The sequence below is a fragment of the Zestomonas insulae genome (genome assembly GCF_016901015.1).
In the GTDB taxonomy this organism is placed as follows: domain Bacteria; phylum Pseudomonadota; class Gammaproteobacteria; order Pseudomonadales; family Pseudomonadaceae; genus Aquipseudomonas; species Aquipseudomonas insulae.
Genome location: NZ_JAFEUP010000001.1, coordinates 844010 through 860809, shown reverse-complemented (window position 1 = coordinate 860809; position 16800 = coordinate 844010). Strand labels below are relative to the sequence as shown.

Here is a 16800-nt window from a genome sequence, read left to right as displayed (position 1 = left end):
CGCAGTGAATTTCAACCTATCCGCCTGGGCGCTGAAGAACCGTCAGATCGTCCTGTACATCATGTTGCTGCTCGGCATTGCCGGGGCGATCTCCTATACCAAGCTGGGGCAGAGCGAAGACCCGCCGTTCACGTTCAAGGCCATGGTGATCAACACCCGCTGGCCCGGCGCCACCGCCGAAGAGGTGTCGCGCCAGGTCACCGAGCGCATCGAAAAGAAGCTCATGGAGACCGGCGAGTACGACAAGATCATCTCGTTCTCGCGTCCCGGTGAATCGCAGGTCACCTTCCTGGCCCGCGACTCGATGCGCTCGGCGGAAATCCCCGAGCTCTGGTACCAGGTGCGCAAGAAGGTCGGCGATATTCGCCACACCTTGCCGCAGGGCATCCAGGGGCCGTTCTTCAACGACGAATTCGGCACCACCTTCGGCAACATCTACGCGCTGACCGGCGAGGGCTTCGACTACGCGGTGCTCAAGGACTACGCCGACCGCATCCAGCTGCAGCTGCAGCGGGTCAAGGACGTCGGCAAGGTCGAACTGCTCGGCCTGCAGGACGAGAAGATCTGGATCGAACTGTCCAACACCAAGCTGGCCACCCTCGGCCTGCCGCTGGCTGCCGTGCAGAAGGCGCTGGAGGAGCAGAACGCGGTGGCCGCCGCCGGCTTCTTCGAAACCGCCACCGACCGCGTGCAGCTGCGCGTTTCCGGCAAGTTCGACTCGGTGAAGGAAATCCGCGACTTCCCGATCCGCGTCGGCGACCGCACCTTCCGCATCGGCGATGTCGCCGAAGTGCGCCGTGGCTTCAACGATCCACCCGCGCCGCGCATGCGCTTCATGGGCGAGGACGCCATCGGCCTGGCCGTGTCGATGAAGTCGGGCGGCGACATCCTGGTCCTCGGCGAGGCGCTGGAGGGCGAGTTCGCCCGCCTGCAGGAAACCCTGCCGGCCGGCATGCAGCTGCGCAAGGTGTCCGACCAGCCGGCTGCGGTGAAGATGGGCGTCGGCGAGTTCGTCCGCGTGCTCACCGAGGCACTGATCATCGTCCTGCTGGTGAGCTTCTTCTCGCTCGGCCTGCGCACCGGTCTGGTGGTGGCGCTGTCGATCCCGCTGGTGCTGGCGATGACCTTCGCCGCCATGCACTACTTCGGCATCGGCCTGCACAAGATTTCCCTCGGCGCGCTGGTGCTGGCGCTGGGCCTGCTGGTCGACGACGCGATCATTGCCGTGGAGATGATGGCGATCAAGATGGAGCAGGGCTACGACCGACTCAAGGCGGCGAGCTACGCCTGGACCAGCACGGCCTTCCCGATGCTCACCGGCACGCTGATCACCGCCGCCGGCTTCCTGCCGATTGCCACCGCGCAGTCCGGCACCGGCGAGTACACCCGCTCGATCTTCGGCGTGGTGACCATCGCCCTGGTGGTCTCGTGGATCGCCGCGGTGGTGTTCGTGCCGTACCTCGGCGACCGCCTGCTGCCGGACCTGGCCAAGCGTCACGCGGCCAAGCATGGCGGCAGCGACAAGGGTCACGATCCCTACTCGACGCCGTTCTACAAGCGCGTGCGCGGTGTGGTGGAGTGGTGCGTGCGGCGGCGCAAGACGGTGATCCTGCTGACCGTGGCGGCGTTCATCGCCTCGATCGTGATGTTCCGCTTCGTGCCGCAGCAGTTCTTCCCGTCCTCCGGGCGCATGGAGCTGATGGTCGACCTCAAGCTCGGTGAAGGCTCGTCGCTAAGCAACACGGAGGCCGAGGTCAAGCGCCTCGAGCAGCTGCTCAAGGACCATCCGGGCATCGACAACTACGTGGCTTACGTCGGCAACGGCTCGCCGCGGTTCTACCTGCCGCTCGACCAGCAACTGCCGGCGGCCAGCTTCGCCCAGTTCGTGGTACTGGCGAAGAACATCGAGGCGCGCGAGGAAATCCGCACCTGGCTGATCAAGACCCTCAACGATGAGTTCCCCACCGTACGTTCGCGCATCTCGCGCCTGGAGAACGGCCCGCCGGTCGGCTATCCGGTGCAGTTCCGCGTCTCCGGCGAGCACATCGACGAGGTGCGCGCGCTGGCCCGCAAGGTCGCCGACAAGGTGCGCGAGAACCCGCACGTGGTGAACGTCCACCTCGACTGGCAGGAGCCGAGCAAGGTGGTGCGCCTGCACATCGACCAGGAGCGTGCGCGCGCCCTCGGGGTGAGCACCGCCGAGCTGTCGCGCTTCCTGCAGAGCTCGCTGACCGGTTCGCTGGTCAGTCAGTACCGCGAGGACAACGAGCTGATCGACATCATGCTGCGCGGCACCGTGCGTGAGCGCCAGGATCTGGCCCTGCTGCCGAGCCTGGCGGTGCCGACCAGCAGCGGCAAGAGCGTGCCGCTGTCGCAGCTCGCTACCCTCGAGTACGGCTTCGAGGAAGGCATTATCTGGCACCGCAACCGCCTGCCGACCGTCACCGTGCGCGGCGACATCTACGACAAGTCGCTGCCGGCCAGCCTGATCAAGGAGATCATGCCGACCCTCGACCCGATCCGTGCCGAACTGCCGTCCGGTTACCTGCTGGACGTCGGCGGCACCGTGGAAGACTCGGCGCGTGGGCAGAAGTCGGTGAACGCCGGGGTGCCGCTGTTCATCGTGGTGGTGCTGACCTTGCTGATGCTGCAGCTGAAGAGCTTCTCGCGCACCGCCATGGTGTTCCTAACCGCGCCGCTCGGGCTGATCGGTGTGACGCTGTTCCTGCTGGTGTTCCAGAAGCCGTTCGGTTTCGTGGCGATGCTCGGCACCATCGCCCTGGCCGGGATGATCATGCGCAACTCGGTGATCCTGGTTGACCAGATCGAGCAGGACATCGCCGCCGGCCTGGACCGCTGGCACGCGATCATCGAGGCCACCGTGCGGCGCTTCCGCCCCATCGTGCTGACCGCCCTGGCGGCGGTGCTGGCGATGATCCCGCTGTCGCGGAGCATCTTCTTCGGGCCGATGGCGGTGGCGATCATGGGCGGCCTGATCGTCGCAACGGCGCTGACCCTGCTGTTCCTGCCGGCGCTGTACGCCGCTTGGTTCCGGGTCAAGCGCGTCTAGCCTGCGGATTGCGGCACCCGATAACCCGGCCCTGGTGGCCGGGTTTTTTCATTTCCGCTGCTACGCTTTGAGTTGGGGGTGGTGCAGGCGACGAGCGGAACGATCGACGCAGCGGTCGGGTCTTCATCACTGAATCCCTCACGGAGGCAGTGGTTCCCATGACCTATCGCGTAATGATGGTATTCGGCACCCGGCCCGAAGCGATCAAGATGGCGCCATTGGCGCGCACGCTACGGCAGACCGAGGGGATCGAGCTGTACATCTGCGTTACCGGCCAGCACCGGGAAATGCTCCAGCAGGTGCTCGATGCCTTCGAACTCAGCATCGACCAGAACCTGCAGCTGATGACCGAAGGGCAGAGCCTCAACGGCCTGACCCAGCAGATGCTCAGTGCGCTGGACCAGGTCTACGCCGAACGCCAACCCGAAGTGGTACTGGTCCACGGCGACACCACCACCAGCTTCGTTGCTGCCCTGGCGGCGTTCCACCGACACATCCCGGTGGCGCATGTCGAGGCCGGGTTGCGCACCAACGACATCCAATCGCCGTGGCCCGAGGAAGCCAACCGCCACCTCACTGCGGTAATCGCCGAGCTGCACTTTCCGCCGACCCGTGCGGCGCGCGACAACCTGCTGCGTGAATGGGTGCCGCTTGAGCACATGGAGGTCACCGGCAATACGGTGATCGATGCGCTGCTGTGGATGCGCCAGCACCTTGAGGAGGTCAACTGGCAACCGCCGGCCGATTCGCCGCTCGCCGCGTTGCCGGCGGAGGGGCGCATGGTGCTGATCACCGGACACCGCCGGGAGAACTTCGGCAAGGGCTTCGAGCACATCTGCCAGGCCATCGCCGAGCTGGCCGACAAATACCCCGACGTGCAGTTCGTCTATCCGGTGCACCTCAATCCACAGGTCCAGCAGCCGGTGTATTCGCTGCTCGGCAGCCACCCCAACGTGCGCCTGATCCCGCCGCAGGACTATCCGTCGTTCGTCTGGCTGATGGCGCGGTCCTACCTGATCCTCACCGATTCGGGCGGCATTCAGGAGGAGGCGCCGTCGCTCGGCAAACCGGTGCTGGTGATGCGCAAGACCACCGAGCGGCCGTCGGCGGTCGCGGCCGGCACGGTGATGCTGGTCGGCACCGTGGTGCGGCGCATCGTCGAGGAGACCAGCCGCCTGCTCGATGACGCCGAGGCCTACGCGGCGATGACCCACATCAGCAATCCCTATGGCGATGGACATGCCAGCGAGCGCATCACCCACCGCCTGCTTGACTGGCTGCACGAGCGCAAGCACGGCGAGGGGCAATGAATTACGCGCTGGTCGATTACATCAGCTACCTGCTGTTCGGCCTCAAATGGCTGGCCCTCGGGCTGGCCTGGCTGATGCTGCTGCTCGGCCTGGATGACCTGTTCATCGACCTGGTGTACTGGGGCCGCCAGCTGATCCGCCGCTTTCGCGTCTATCGGCGTTATGATCGAGCCGACGAGGAGCGCCTGTTCAGCGTCGCCGAGAAGCCCCTGGCGATCATGGTGCCGGCCTGGCAGGAGGTCGGCGTGGTCGGCGAGATGGCGCGCCTGGCCGCGTCGACCCTGGACTACGAGAACTACCAGATCTTCGTCGGCACCTACCCGAACGATCCGGACACCCAGGCCGATGTCGATGCGGTGTGCCTGCATTACCCCAACGTGCACAAGATCGTCTGCGCGCGGCCGGGGCCGACCAGCAAGGCCGACTGCCTGAACAACGTGATCGACGCGATCCTGCGCTTCGAGGCCGAGGCGCGCATCCAGTTCGCCGGCTTCATCCTGCACGACGCCGAGGACGTCATCTCGCCGCTGGAATTGCGTCTGTTCAACTACCTGCTGCCGGCCAAGGACCTGATCCAGATTCCGGTCTATCCCTACGCGCCGGAGTGGTCGGGCTTCACCGCCGGCCACTATGTCGACGAGTTCGCCGAGAACCACGGCAAGGACGTGATCGTCCGCGAGGCGCTGACCGGCCAGGTGCCCAGCGCCGGGGTGGGTACCTGCTTCAGCCGCCGGGCGATCGCCGCCTTGCTGGAGGAGGGCGACGGCATTGCCTTCGACGTACAGAGCCTCACCGAGGACTACGACATCGGCTTTCGCCTCAAGGCCAAGGGCATGACCTGCATCTTCGCCCGCTACTCGGTGCGCGACCCGCAGCTGGCGCTCCAGGCGCCGTACCGCCTGGGCATGAACCGGCGCTTCGCCCAGGTGATCTGCGTGCGCGAGCACTTCCCGCGCACCTGGCAGCACGCCATCCGGCAGAAGTCGCGGTGGATCACCGGCATCGTCTTCCAGGGCACCAAGAACCTCGGCTGGAGCAAGCAGCTGGGGCTCAACTACTTCCTCTGGCGCGACCGACGCGGCCTGTTTGGCTATCTGGTGAGCTTCACCGTCAACCTGCTGTTCCTGGTGCTGCTCGCCATGTGGCTGATCACCTTGATCTTCCCCAACACCTGGCACTTTCCGTCTATTCTCGCGGACAGCCCGACCCTGAGCCTGCTGCTCGCCGCCAACGGCGTGCTGCTGCTCAATCGGCTGTTCCAGCGCTTCTGGTTCGTCACCCGCTTCTACGGCGTGGGCGAGGGCCTGCTGTCGGCGCCACGGATGATGTGGAGCAACTTCGTCAACTTCTTCGCCAACCTGCGCGCGCTCCGCCAGGTGCTGGAAATGGGTGATTCGCGGCGCGTGGCGTGGGACAAGACCACCCACGAATTCCCGCGCCTCGGCCAACCGCAGCGCACCCCGCTGGGTCAGCGCCTGCTGGCCCGCGGGCTGATCGATGAGGCGCAACTGCAGGCTGCGGTGACCAGCCCGGTGCGCCGCGCACTGGGCCGCGAGCTGTTGCTGCGCGGGCTGATCGACAGCCAACAATTGGCCGCAGCGCTGGCCGAGCAACTCGACCTCGAGTGGCTGCCGCTCGACCCCTTCGCCCTCGACCCGCAGCTGATCGCCGCCTTGCCGCGCCAACTGGCGCTGCGCTATGCGGTGCTGCCGGTGGCGGAGGAGGGCAAGACGCTGATCCTCGCCAGCGAGCGACGGGTCAGTCAGGTGTCGCTGGGCGCCATCGCCCGCCAGCTCAAGCGCCCGGTGCAGTGCCGCCTGGCCCCGCAGGGGCGGGTCACGCTCGGCTTGCGCCACTGGTACGGCGGGCGCCAACAGAACGACGAAGCGCGTCTGGTGCTCGAGGTAATGGCCCGGCGGCACACCGACGCGGCGCTGATGGAGCGCATCTGCCGCCATCAGGTGCTGTTCGGCGATCTGCTGCAGGCCCGCGGCATGGTGCCGCCGAGCCTGTTCAACCAGGCGCTGATCGATTACGACCCGGAGCATGAGTCGCTCGGCAAGCACCTGGTCGAACGCGGCCTGATCAGCGAGGAGCTGCTGCAGCAGGCGCTGCGCGAACAGACCGCCGAGCAGCACGAGGCTTATCTGATTGCCCGGGAGGTCGCGTGAGACGCCACTCCTGGCTGCTCGCCGCGCTGCTGCTGGCCGGCGTCGGTCAGGCGTTGCCGGCCGAGGCGCCGCTCAGCGACTTCCAGCGCTTTCGCAGCTATCCGTTTCTCGAACGCGCCTACCGCGAGGCCAAGCAGGACAACTGGGGCGAAGTCGAACGCCTGATGCGCCACCTGCTCGACCAGGTACCGGACAATCACGAGGCGCGTCGCCTGCTGATCCAGGCGCTGGCCCGCCAAGGCCGCTACGAGGACGCACTGGCCGCCAGCGCGGCGTTGCCGGACGGTCCCGAAGCCAGGCGCAGTCTGCTCGAGCTGCGCCTGGCCTGGCTTGAGCAGGGCGCGCCGGCGCAGGCCCAGGTGCAGGGCTGGCTGGCCCACAGTCAGGGTGGTGAGCGGGTGCGCCTGTGGCAGGCCTACAGCCAGAGCCTCGGCAAGCGTCAGGGCGCCCGCGCCGCGCTGGATTGGCTGGCGGCGCTGGAGCCGCGTGGCGACGAACGCGAGCTGCGCCAGGCGCTCGCCAACTGGGCCGAACGGGCCGGCGCTTGGCCGCAGGTGATCGCCCAGCTGGCGCCGCTGGCCACCGCACAGCAACTGGATGGCGGCGACTGGCAACGGTTGGCGCAGGCCTACCTGCACACTGAAGATGATCAGGCGTTGCACCAACTGCTCGCCCAGGCGCCGAGCCCGGCCTTGGCGCAACGCCTGCGCGAGCAGGCCGCCCAGCGCGCCATCGCCAGCGGCCGGACGGAGCAGGCCCAGGCCTGGCTGCAGGCGCTGCCACCGGCGCAGCAGGAGACCCAGCGCGAAACCCTCTGGGAGCTGGCGCGGCAGACCGGCAACAGCGCACGGGTCCGTGAGCTGGCCAACCAGCTCGGCCGGCCGTGCCTGGAAACCGCCGAGTGGCTGTCGCGCCGCGCTGCGCAGGCCGCCCTCGAACAACTGCGCGAGTGCCGCGCGGCCGATGATCCGCAGGCCTGGCTGGTGCTCGCCGAGCGCCTCGAGGCCGAGGACCTGCTGCTCAGCCAGACCCTCCCGGTACCCTGGGACAACCGCCGCCGCGACGCGCTGCTGGGACTTTGGCAGCGTCGTGGGCAGAGCGAACGCGCGCTGGCCTGGCTGAGCCGCCAGCCGCCGAGCAACGCAGTGGTCAAGCAGCGCGCCGAGCTGCTGCAGGCCGCCGGGCGCAGCGAGGCGGCGGCCGGCGAATGGCTGCGCTACTACCGCGCCAGCGGCGATCTGCGCGCCCTCGATCAGGCCAGCTTCCTGGCCCTCGCCGGCGGCCGTCGCGAGCAGGCCCAGCAGCTGCTGGAGGACGCCTACGACCGCCGCCACGGCCGTTTGCCGGCGCCTTTGCTGGCGCGCCTCGGCGGACTCTATGCGCAGCCAGCGACGGCGCTACCGCCGCAGCGCGTCGCGCCGCTGCTCGATCAGGTCGACGCAGCGACGCGCGCCCAACTGCTCGGCCGCCTGGCCGAAGCCGGCCATTGCGATCTGGTGCGCGGCAACGCCGGTGCGCAGCCGCGCGAAGTCGGGCAGTGGCGCGCGCTGGGCCGCTGCGCGATGCCCGATCGACCGGGCGAGGCGGTGGTCTATTACCGCCAGGCGCAGCAGGCGGGCGACCCATCGGTGGGGCCGGCGCTGGCCTACGCGCTGGCTGCCGCCGGCGAACCCGAGCAGGCCTGGCCGATCTGGCGCGCTCAGCCGCTGGCCACGCTGGATGACAGCGCGCGCCTGGCGGCCAGCCGCGCGGCCCTCTCTGCCGGCGACCATGACGCCGCCGAACGCTATTGGCAGTTGGCGCAGCGGCGTTCGGCCGACGACTGGGCGCTCGGCGCGCAGATCGCCGCCGCTCGCGGCGACGCGCAGTTGGCGCTGCAGCGCCAGCGCGAGGCACTGCGCCAGGCGCCGGATGCCGGCCACTACTACGCGGCGGCGGCCAGTGCCGAGCGCGCCGGCGAGCGTGCGCAGAGCACCGCCTGGCTCGCCGAGGCGGTGCGCCTGGCACCCAACGATCCGCGCTTTCGCGCCGACTACGGCATGCGCCTGGCCGGCGCCGCGGACCAGGCCGAGCGGCACCGGGCGATTCCTTATCTGCAGCAGGCGAGCCGCGATTTCCCCGAGGACTACCGCATCGCCGAAACGCTTGCCTGGCGCTATGACGAGGCCGAAGACAGCGCCGTCGCGCGTCGCGAGCTGGAGCGCGCCATCGACCTCGAGCAGCAGCCGGTGCTCGACGACGACGAGGAGAGCCTTGAGGCACGGCGCTTCCGCCAGCGCCGTGCGCATCAAGTGCTGTCGCAGCGCGATAACCTGACCCTGGCCAGCGTCTGGTCGCCGGCCGGTATCGCCACCTACAGCGTGCCGGTGTCGGCGACGCAGACCGGCGAGCAGCGCCGCGCCAGTTCGCAGAATGTGCAGATCGCCATCTGGGACCACGCCCTGGGCGAGGAGCCGACCCGTAACGGCAGCAGCCTCTCGGTGTACGGCCGGGTGCTGGCCGGCAACGCCGGGCGCAAGCGCTACACCCAGTACATCGGCACCGGCGTCGGCCTGCGCTACAAGCCATTCGGCCAGCTCAACCTCAACCTCTACGGGGAAATCTACAAACAGAACCAGGACCCCACCGAGGGCAACCCGGACGAGGTGTTCCCCGGCCTGCGCCTGCACAAGATCGGCACGCCGAAGAAATTCGAGCGCTATGTGCGCGAGCGCGACCGTTACGCGCAGACTTCCACCGACTACCTGTTGCGCGCCACCGCGTCGTTCCTCGACCAGGGTGACTACCGCAACGATTGGCGGGTCGACGAGGAGCAGTGGAACGAGCGCTTCCTCTACCTCGACGCGGCGTGGTGGACCAAGGCCGGCGACCACCAGTGGCTGTCGCGCTTTCAGCAGGGGCATGTCTGGAAGCTGCCGGTCGACAGCCCGCAGACCCTGATGGCCTACGGCTTCGGCGAGTTCGCCACACAGGACCCGGACAACGACTGGCGCCAGGACCTGCGCAGCGGGGTCGGCCTGCGCTGGCAGTACTGGTATGGCGACGACCGCTACAACGCCTACCGCGCCCACGTCACGCTACGCACCGAGTACCAGCTGGGGCTGGGCGGCAACCTGTTCGAGCAGGCCAATGGCTGGCTGGTCGGGCTGGAGGTGAATTTCTGATGCGCGCGCTGTTGCTGGTGCTCTGTCTGCTGCTCGGTGCCACAGCGGCGACGGCCGAGGAGCGACTGTTCTTCCAGCCGCAGAATGCCGACGCGGTAGTCTCCCCGGCGCAGTGGCGCAGCCTCTGGCAGGCCAGTGCGCGACACGGCGTGCGCACGCTGATCGTGCAGTGGACGGCGTATGGCGACAGCACGTTCGGCGGCGCCGAGGGCTGGCTGGCTCAGGCGCTGCGCGAGGCGCAGGCACAGGGGCTGCGGCTGGTGGTCGGCCTGTACTTCGACGCGGCCTACTCCCAGCGCCTCAACGAGCTCGACGGGCCGGGCCTGGCGACCTATTGGGAGTATCAGCTTGGCCGGTCGCTGGCTCAGCAGCGGCTGTTGCGTCAGGACTGGCGGCTGACGGTGGACGGCTGGTACTTGCCGATGGAACTGGACGATCTGCACTTCCAGGCGCCGGAACGCCGCGAGACGCTGCAGCGCCAGCTGAAAGGCTTCGCCGCGCGTCTCGACGCGCCGCTGCACCTCAGCGCGTTCAGCGCCGCGCGCCTGTCGCCCAAGGCGCATGGCGACTGGCTGGGCGCGCTGGCCGGGCTTGGTGTGCAGGTGTGGTGGCAGGACGGCGCGGGCACCGGCAGCCTGGCACCGCTGGTGCGCCAGGCCTACGAGCAAGCCTTGCCCTGTTCGGTCGGCGTGGTGCGTGAGGCGTTCCGCCAGACCAGCAGCGCCGACCAGCTGTTCACGGCCGAGGCTGCCGAGCCGCTGTCGCTGCGCGCCGGCTGTCATGCGGTGGCGGTGTTCGCTTTGCGCTACCGGCCTTGGGGGGCGGTGTTGCGGCGCTGAGCGCGTCGGCCTGGGAGCGGGTTCATCCGCGATGGGGCGGACGGCCATCGCGAATGAATTCGCTCCTACGCAGGTGAGTGGCCGGCTTGCCCGTCAGCCGTGGCGGCGCTGCTCCTCAGCCGGGTACAGGCTTTCCAGCAACTCGGCGAAATGCCGCTCGATCATTGGGCGCTTGAGCTTCTGGGTTGGCGTCAGCTCATCTTGGTCCTGACTGAGCAGGCGCGGCAGCAACGCCCAGGCCTTGATCCGCTCGACCTGGGCCAGCTCGGCGTTGACCTTGTCGACATGCGCCTGCAGCTCGGCCAGCAGCGCCGGGGCCTGCAGCCAGGTCGCGTAGTCGCCGCCCAGGCCCTGCTGGCGGGCCCACAGGGCGAGCCGCTCGGGATCGAGGGCGAGCAGGGCGACCAGGTATTTGCGGCGGTCGCCATGCACCAGCGCCTGCTCGACCAGCGGTTGCTGCTTGAGCTGGGCCTCGATGGCGGTCGGTGCGATGTTCTTGCCGCCGGCGGTGATGATCAGTTCCTTCTTGCGCCCGGTCAGCCACAGGTAGCCGTCGGCATCCAGGCGGCCGAGGTCGCCGGTGCGCAGCCAGCCGTCCTCGCTGAACGTCTCGGCGGTCTTCTCCGGCTGGCCGAAGTAGCCCTGGAACACCAGCGGCCCGCGGGCCAGCACCTCGCCGTCGGCGGCGATGCGCAGCTCGGTACCGGGCAGCGCCTTGCCCACCGAACCGGCCTTGGCGATCCCTGCCTCGTTGCTGGTGAGGAAGGCGGTCGATTCGGACAGCCCCCAGCCTTCATAGAGCGGCAGGCCGAGCGCGGCGTAGAACTCCACCAGTGCGGCGTCGAGCGGCGCGCCTCCGCCGACCAGGGTACGGATGCGCCGGCCGAACAGCTTGGTGCGCAGCTTGTCGAGCACCAGCCGCCGCGCCAGCCAGCCGCTCAGCGGGTTGCCCTGGCCGCGCGCGCGTTGCAAACCGGTGCGCAGCGCCCAGTCGAGCAGGCGCTGCTTTCCGGGTGGCAGCCCGGCGCGCTGGGCGAGCACGGCGGCATGCAGCTTCTCGAACAGCCGCGGCACGCTGCCGAAGTAGTCCGGCTGCACTTCGGCCAGGGCGCGGGGGATGTCGCTGAGCTCCGGCACATAGGCGGCCTGGGCGCCGGCCCAGAGGCGCTGGTAGTGGCCGATCACCCGTTCGCCGACATGCGCCAGCGGCAGGAACGACAGGCTGGTGTAACGCCCGGGGGCGACCCGGTACTCGCTGATGAAAGCCAGCAGGTTGCCGTGGCTGAGCATCGCCGCCTTCGGCTCGCCGGTGGTACCGGAGGTGAACACCAGGTTGGCCAGTGCTGCCGGGCCCAGCGCCTGCCAGCGCTGTTCCAGCTGGCGGGCGCTGATCGGCGCGGCGCCGGCCAGGAAGGTCTCCAGGTGCAGGTGGCCGCTGCCTGCCGGCGCCTCGTCCAGGCACACCACGCTGAGGCCCTCGACCTGCAATGGCAGCGCCTGGCTGGAATGTTCGACGAACAGTAGGCGGCAGCCGGCGCGCTGCAGCTGCTGGGTAGCCTGGCTGGCGCTGAGGCTGGGATACAGGCCGACGCTGACCGCGCCGGCGTTGAGGATGGCAAAGTCGAGCAGGCTCCACTCGACCCGCGTGCGACTCCAGATCGCTACCCGGTCGCCGGGCTGCACGCCGTGGGCGAGCAGGGCGCGGCCCAGCTGTTCGGCACGGCGGGCGATCTCGCCCCAGTTCAGGCTGTGCCACTGGCCGTCGCGCAGCTCCTGCGCGGCGGGCCAGTCCGGGGTGGTCGCGGCGCGCCAGGCGAGCAGGGCGGGGATGCTGGGCAGCGCGTGGGGTGGTTGCGGTAACGAACTCATCGAACACTCCTTGTGTTTCTTGTCGTTCTAACGGGCGCAACGGTGGTGCTGGTTGATTGGCCCCCCCGCCTGCGCGGGGACGACGGTGTCTGATCCTCTGTGCGCCGACGGCAGCCTCGGCAGCGTGCGCAACCCCGTCATTCCCGCGCAGGCGGGAATCCGGTCGTGGCTACGTCTGACCGCTAGGGAATCGGTTGCCCCGAGTCGCGCTCGCGCACCGCCTGATTGAAGCCGACTTCCTCGCAGCGCGCCTTGAAACGCACGCCTTCCGGGCTGTGGCGGGTGATGCCGTCGAACAGTGTGGCGAACATCTGCGTGGTTTCCAGGCCCATGTTGTGGAAGGCCTGGTTGATCATCAGCTTCTGCATCATCAGCTGGTTCTTGGGGATGCCCTGCATTCGCGCGGTGAGCGCATCGACCGCGGCGTCCAGCTCGGCGAGCGGCACGCACTGGTAGACCAGGCCGAGGCGCTCGGCCTCGCGGCCGTCGATCAGGTCGCCGGTGAGCAACATGCGCTTGGCCTTCTCGGCACCCAGGCGGTACACCCACATGGCGGTGGTCGGGCAGCCCCACACCCGCGCCGGCGGGTAGCCGATCACCGCTTCCTCGGCCATCACGATCAGGTCGCAGCACAGCGCGATGTCGCTGCCGCCGGCCACCGCCGGGCCGTTGATCTTGGCGATCACCGGCTTGTAGCTGCGGAACAGGCTCATGAACTGCTCGGTGTTCCGCTTCATCAGCGCGTAGTCGACCATCGGGTCCCAGGGCATTTCCTGGCTGCCATAGATGCCGCGCGGGTTCTCGGCGAAGAACTTCAGGTCGTAGCCGCTGCAGAAGCCGCGCCCGGCGCCGGTGAGGACGATGACATGGACCGCGTCGTCGGCATTGGCGCGCGCCACCGCGGCGGCGAGGTCGTCGGGCAGGCGGTCGTCGATGGCGTTGAGACGTTCGGGGCGATTGAGGGTGAGGGTGGCGACGCGCCCTTCGACGCTGTAGAGCACACAGGATTCCGACATGGCGACAGGCTCCGGCAGATTATTTTTATGGGATGACTTGGCAGCGCCGAGCAAATAAGTAAACTGAGTTCACTTTTCTTGTCCAGCAATTTGTGACCCGCCATGGCCGATCTCTCCCCCAAAGCCCTGAAAACCCGCGCCAGCCTGCTCGAAGCGGCGCGCAGCGAACTGCTCGAGCAGGGCGGCGGCCTGGAAGTCTCCCGCGTCGCCGAGCGCGCCGGGGTGTCGGTCGGGCTGATCTACCGCTACTTCAATTCCCGCGCCGGGCTGCTGGCGGCGGTCGCCGAGGATTACTACGACCGCTACCAGGCACAGGTGATGGCCGCCGATCCGCTGCCCGAGAGCAATGATTGGCTGCGTCGCGAGGAGCAGCGCACCCACCTGGTCGTCGAGTTCGTCTACGCCGAGCCGCTGGCGCCGCTGCTGCTGGTCAGCCTGGCCCGCGAGCCGGAGGTCGCGGCGATGGAGGCCCAGCGAATCGCCGAGAACGTCCGCCAGGGTGCCGACAACATCCGCCGCGGCCAGGCCGCCGGGCAACTGAGCGCGCAGCTCGACCCGGAGCTGGTCTCGGCGATGACCCTCGGCGGCATGCACCAGGCGCTGCTCGAAGCGCTGGCGCGCACTCCGCGGCCGGCCGCCGAGCACCTGGCGCAGCAGCTCTGGCAGTACGTCCGCGGCGTGCTGGCCTCGCAGTAACCCGTCTTTCGCCCGTTCACAGGAGACCCCCATGCAGCACGCCACCCAGGTCGAACTGCTCAAACGCACCCTGGCCCTGGTCGAGAAGGGCCAGAGCGATTGCGCGCCGGCGCCGTCGGCGCTGCCGGTCAGCGCCTATCTGGACGAGACCCGCTACCGCCGCGAGCGTGACGAAATCCTGCGGCGCGAGCCGGTGCTGGTGGCGCGTTCCAGCGAGATCGCCGCCGGGCATTTCCTGACCCGCGACCTGCTCGCGCCGCTGCTCCTGACCCGCGACGAGCAGGGCTGCCTGCGCGGTTTTTTGAATGTCTGCAAGCACCGCGGCACTCAGCTGGTCGGCGACGCCAGCGGCAAGAACCGGGTGTTCGTCTGCCCCTATCACGCCTGGGCCTACAACCCCGACGGCCAGCTGCGCGGCATTCCGCACGGCTACGGCTTCGAGGGCATCGACCGGGCCTGCCTGAACCTCACCGAGGTGCCAGTCGCCGAGCGCTTCGGCGCGGTGTGGGCGCGCCTGTCGCCGGGCCCAGCGCTGGACATGGATGCGTTCTTCGGCCCGCAGATCGTCGCCGACTTCGAGAGCTTCGCTATCGACGACCACGTGATCTTCGACCCGCAGGACATCCGCCGGCCGGTGAACTGGAAGCTGACCATCGACACCTTCCTCGAGAACTACCACGTGCAGAAGGCCCATCAGGCCACCATCGACGCGATGTTCTGGCCCAACCTCGGGCTGTTCGAGCGCTTCGGTCGGCATATCCGCAACTACTACGTGAAGCGCAACCTCAAGGAGATCCTCGACCAGCCGGAACGCGACTGGGACCTGCGCCGCCATGGCAACCTGGTGTACTTCCTGTGGCCCAACACACTGGTGCTGGTCGAGCCCGACCACATCGACTTCTCCAGCGTGTTCCCCGACGGCCCGCTGGCCACCCGCGTGCTCGGCCACACCCTGCTCAGCGAGGAGCCGGCCAGCGACAAGGCGCGGCGCTACTTCGAGAAGAACAACACGATTCTCTACGCGGCGCTGGAGGAGGACTTCGAGATGGCCAAGCGGGTCCAGAACGGCATCCAGGCCGGCGCCAGCGACCGCCTCTGGCACGGGCGCTTCGAGCCGGCGCTGAAGTGGTTCCACGACAACCTCGACGTGGCGCTGGACGACCGCCAGGTGATCACGTTGCCCTGAGTCCGGCGGCGCGGCGGCCGGCCGCGTATACTCGCGCTTTTTCGCGAGCCCGCCGTTCATGAGTAACAAGCGCTACAGCTGCATCGGCCTGTGCAATCCCAAGTCGCCGACCAACGTCGGCTCGATCATGCGCGCCGCCGGCTGCTACGGGGTCAGCTCGGTGTTCTACACCGGCACCCGCTACGACCGCGCCAAGGACTTCGTCACCGACACCAAGAAGGTCCACCAGGACATTCCGCTGATCAACATCGACGACCTGCGCAAGATCCTGCCGCTCGGCTGCACGCCGGTCGCCGTGGAACTGGTCGAAGGCGCCCGCGCGCTGCCGGACTACACCCATCCGGACCGCGCGCTGTACATCTTCGGCTCGGAAGACGGCTCGCTGAGCAAGGAAATCCTCGAGTGGTGCGGCGATGAGGTCATCTACATCCCCACCAACGGCTGCATGAACCTCGCCGCGACGGTCAACGTGGTGCTCTACGACCGCCTGGCCAAGGGCAACAACACCCGCTCGGGGCCGCAGTTCTAGCCAGCCATGCCCTGCGCCGGGAGCGGCGAGTGGGCTGGATTGGTCTTTTTTTGCACAAAACTGACTCGTGAGGCAGATCGCGCTACTCGACCGCCGCATTAGCGGTTAGAATGCGCGCCGCCGTTAACTCCGACGGCAATGGGTTCCCTAACCCCATCCACCAAAAAGGTATGGACCATGCCGCTACTCTCCCAGCCACGCCAACGTCTGGCGCTGGCGATCCTGATCGCCTTCCACATCCTCATCATCATCGCCAGCAACTACCTGGTGCAGCTGCCGATCACCCTGTTCGGCTGGCATACCACCTGGGGCGCGTTCAGTTTCCCGTTCATCTTCCTCGCCACCGACCTGACCGTGCGCCTGCTCGGCAAGGGCCCTGCGCGCCAGGTGATCGGCCGCGTGATGATCCCGGCGCTGATCGCCTCCTACGTGGTCTCGGTACTGTTCCAGGACGGCGCCTTCGGCGGCCTGACGGCGCTCGGCCAGTTCAACGAATTCGTCCTGCGCATCTCGGTGGCCAGCTTCGCCGCCTACGTGTTCGGCCAGATCCTCGACATCCAGGTCTTCGACCGCCTGCGCAAGCTGCCGCAGTGGTGGATCGCGCCTACCGTGTCGACCATCTTCGGCAACCTGCTGGACACCTTCGTGTTCTTCTCGGTGGCGTTCTGGCACAGCACCAACCCGTTCATGGCCGAGCACTGGGTGGAAATCGCCACGGTCGACTACGGCGTCAAACTGACCATCAGCCTGGTGCTGTTCGTGCCGCTCTACGGCATGCTGCTCAATGCACTGCTGCGCGCCCTCGGCGGCCAGCGCGTAGCCACCGCCTGATCGCGCCGGCGTCATCGCAAGGGCTGCCGAGAGGCGGCCCTTTTTGTTGCCCGCGCGGAAAGCGTGCGCCACGGCATGTGTTGCTCCGATTCGGTGCGAGGGTAGGAAAACATCGACGA

11 protein-coding genes are annotated in these 16800 nt (G+C 68.1%); 9 read left to right on the top strand and 2 right to left on the bottom strand.

Going from position 1 to position 16800, the window contains the following annotated elements:
- The first annotated feature begins 4 nt into the window (after nucleotides 1-4).
- The 5 genes from JQX08_RS04135 (at nucleotide 5) to JQX08_RS04115 (ending at nucleotide 10554) form a co-directional block, all read left to right on the top strand.
- Nucleotides 5-3070 (top strand): efflux RND transporter permease subunit, encoded by a 3066-nt coding sequence (locus JQX08_RS04135; RefSeq protein ID WP_204914936.1) that lies wholly within the window; start codon nucleotides 5-7, stop codon nucleotides 3068-3070.
- Between the two features lie 158 nt (nucleotides 3071-3228).
- Nucleotides 3229-4380, top strand: a complete 1152-nt coding sequence (wecB, locus tag JQX08_RS04130; RefSeq protein WP_204914934.1) for a non-hydrolyzing UDP-N-acetylglucosamine 2-epimerase — start codon at nucleotides 3229-3231, stop codon at nucleotides 4378-4380.
- Complete coding sequence (gene nfrB, locus JQX08_RS04125; protein WP_204914932.1) at nucleotides 4377-6551, top strand: cyclic di-3',5'-guanylate-activated glycosyltransferase NfrB; 2175 nt, start codon at nucleotides 4377-4379, stop codon at nucleotides 6549-6551. Before wecB ends, nfrB begins: the two co-directional genes overlap by 4 nt.
- Nucleotides 6548-9715 (top strand): NfrA family protein, encoded by a 3168-nt coding sequence (locus JQX08_RS04120; RefSeq protein ID WP_204914930.1) that lies wholly within the window; start codon nucleotides 6548-6550, stop codon nucleotides 9713-9715. The genes nfrB and JQX08_RS04120 overlap by 4 nt, the downstream gene beginning before the upstream one ends.
- Nucleotides 9715-10554: a DUF4434 family protein gene (locus JQX08_RS04115; RefSeq protein ID WP_204914928.1), complete on the top strand. Its 840-nt coding sequence runs from the start codon at nucleotides 9715-9717 to the stop codon at nucleotides 10552-10554. Before JQX08_RS04120 ends, JQX08_RS04115 begins: the two co-directional genes overlap by 1 nt.
- Before the next feature lie 93 nt (nucleotides 10555-10647).
- Here the strand turns inward: JQX08_RS04115 and JQX08_RS04110 are convergent, their stop codons facing one another.
- Both JQX08_RS04110 and JQX08_RS04105 read right to left on the bottom strand, forming a co-directional pair.
- Nucleotides 10648-12423, bottom strand: coding sequence for an AMP-dependent synthetase/ligase (locus tag JQX08_RS04110; RefSeq protein ID WP_204914926.1), 1776 nt, complete (start codon nucleotides 12421-12423; stop codon nucleotides 10648-10650).
- Nucleotides 12424-12605: 182 nt separating this feature from the next.
- A complete protein-coding gene (locus tag JQX08_RS04105) occupies nucleotides 12606-13439 on the bottom strand; it encodes a crotonase/enoyl-CoA hydratase family protein (protein WP_204914924.1) in 834 nt (277 codons plus the stop codon).
- 102 nt (nucleotides 13440-13541) lie between these two features.
- Between JQX08_RS04105 and JQX08_RS04100 the strand changes: the two genes are divergently transcribed.
- The 4 genes from JQX08_RS04100 to JQX08_RS04085 all read left to right on the top strand — a co-directional run bounded on the left by JQX08_RS04100 (nucleotide 13542) and on the right by JQX08_RS04085 (nucleotide 16681).
- Nucleotides 13542-14135, top strand: a complete 594-nt coding sequence (locus JQX08_RS04100) for a TetR/AcrR family transcriptional regulator (RefSeq protein ID WP_204914922.1) — start codon at nucleotides 13542-13544, stop codon at nucleotides 14133-14135.
- A 31-nt stretch (nucleotides 14136-14166) separates the two neighbouring features.
- Nucleotides 14167-15321 carry an aromatic ring-hydroxylating oxygenase subunit alpha gene (locus JQX08_RS04095; RefSeq protein ID WP_204914920.1) on the top strand — a complete coding sequence of 385 codons (1155 nt, stop codon included), beginning with the start codon at nucleotides 14167-14169 and terminating at the stop codon, nucleotides 15319-15321.
- A gap of 58 nt (nucleotides 15322-15379) precedes the next feature.
- Entirely contained in the window at nucleotides 15380-15850 is a 471-nt protein-coding gene (locus JQX08_RS04090) for an RNA methyltransferase (RefSeq protein ID WP_204914918.1), read from the top strand.
- A 177-nt stretch (nucleotides 15851-16027) separates the two neighbouring features.
- Nucleotides 16028-16681 (top strand): 7-cyano-7-deazaguanine/7-aminomethyl-7-deazaguanine transporter, encoded by a 654-nt coding sequence (locus tag JQX08_RS04085; protein WP_204914916.1) that lies wholly within the window; start codon nucleotides 16028-16030, stop codon nucleotides 16679-16681.
- Nucleotides 16682-16800: the final 119 nt, after the last annotated feature.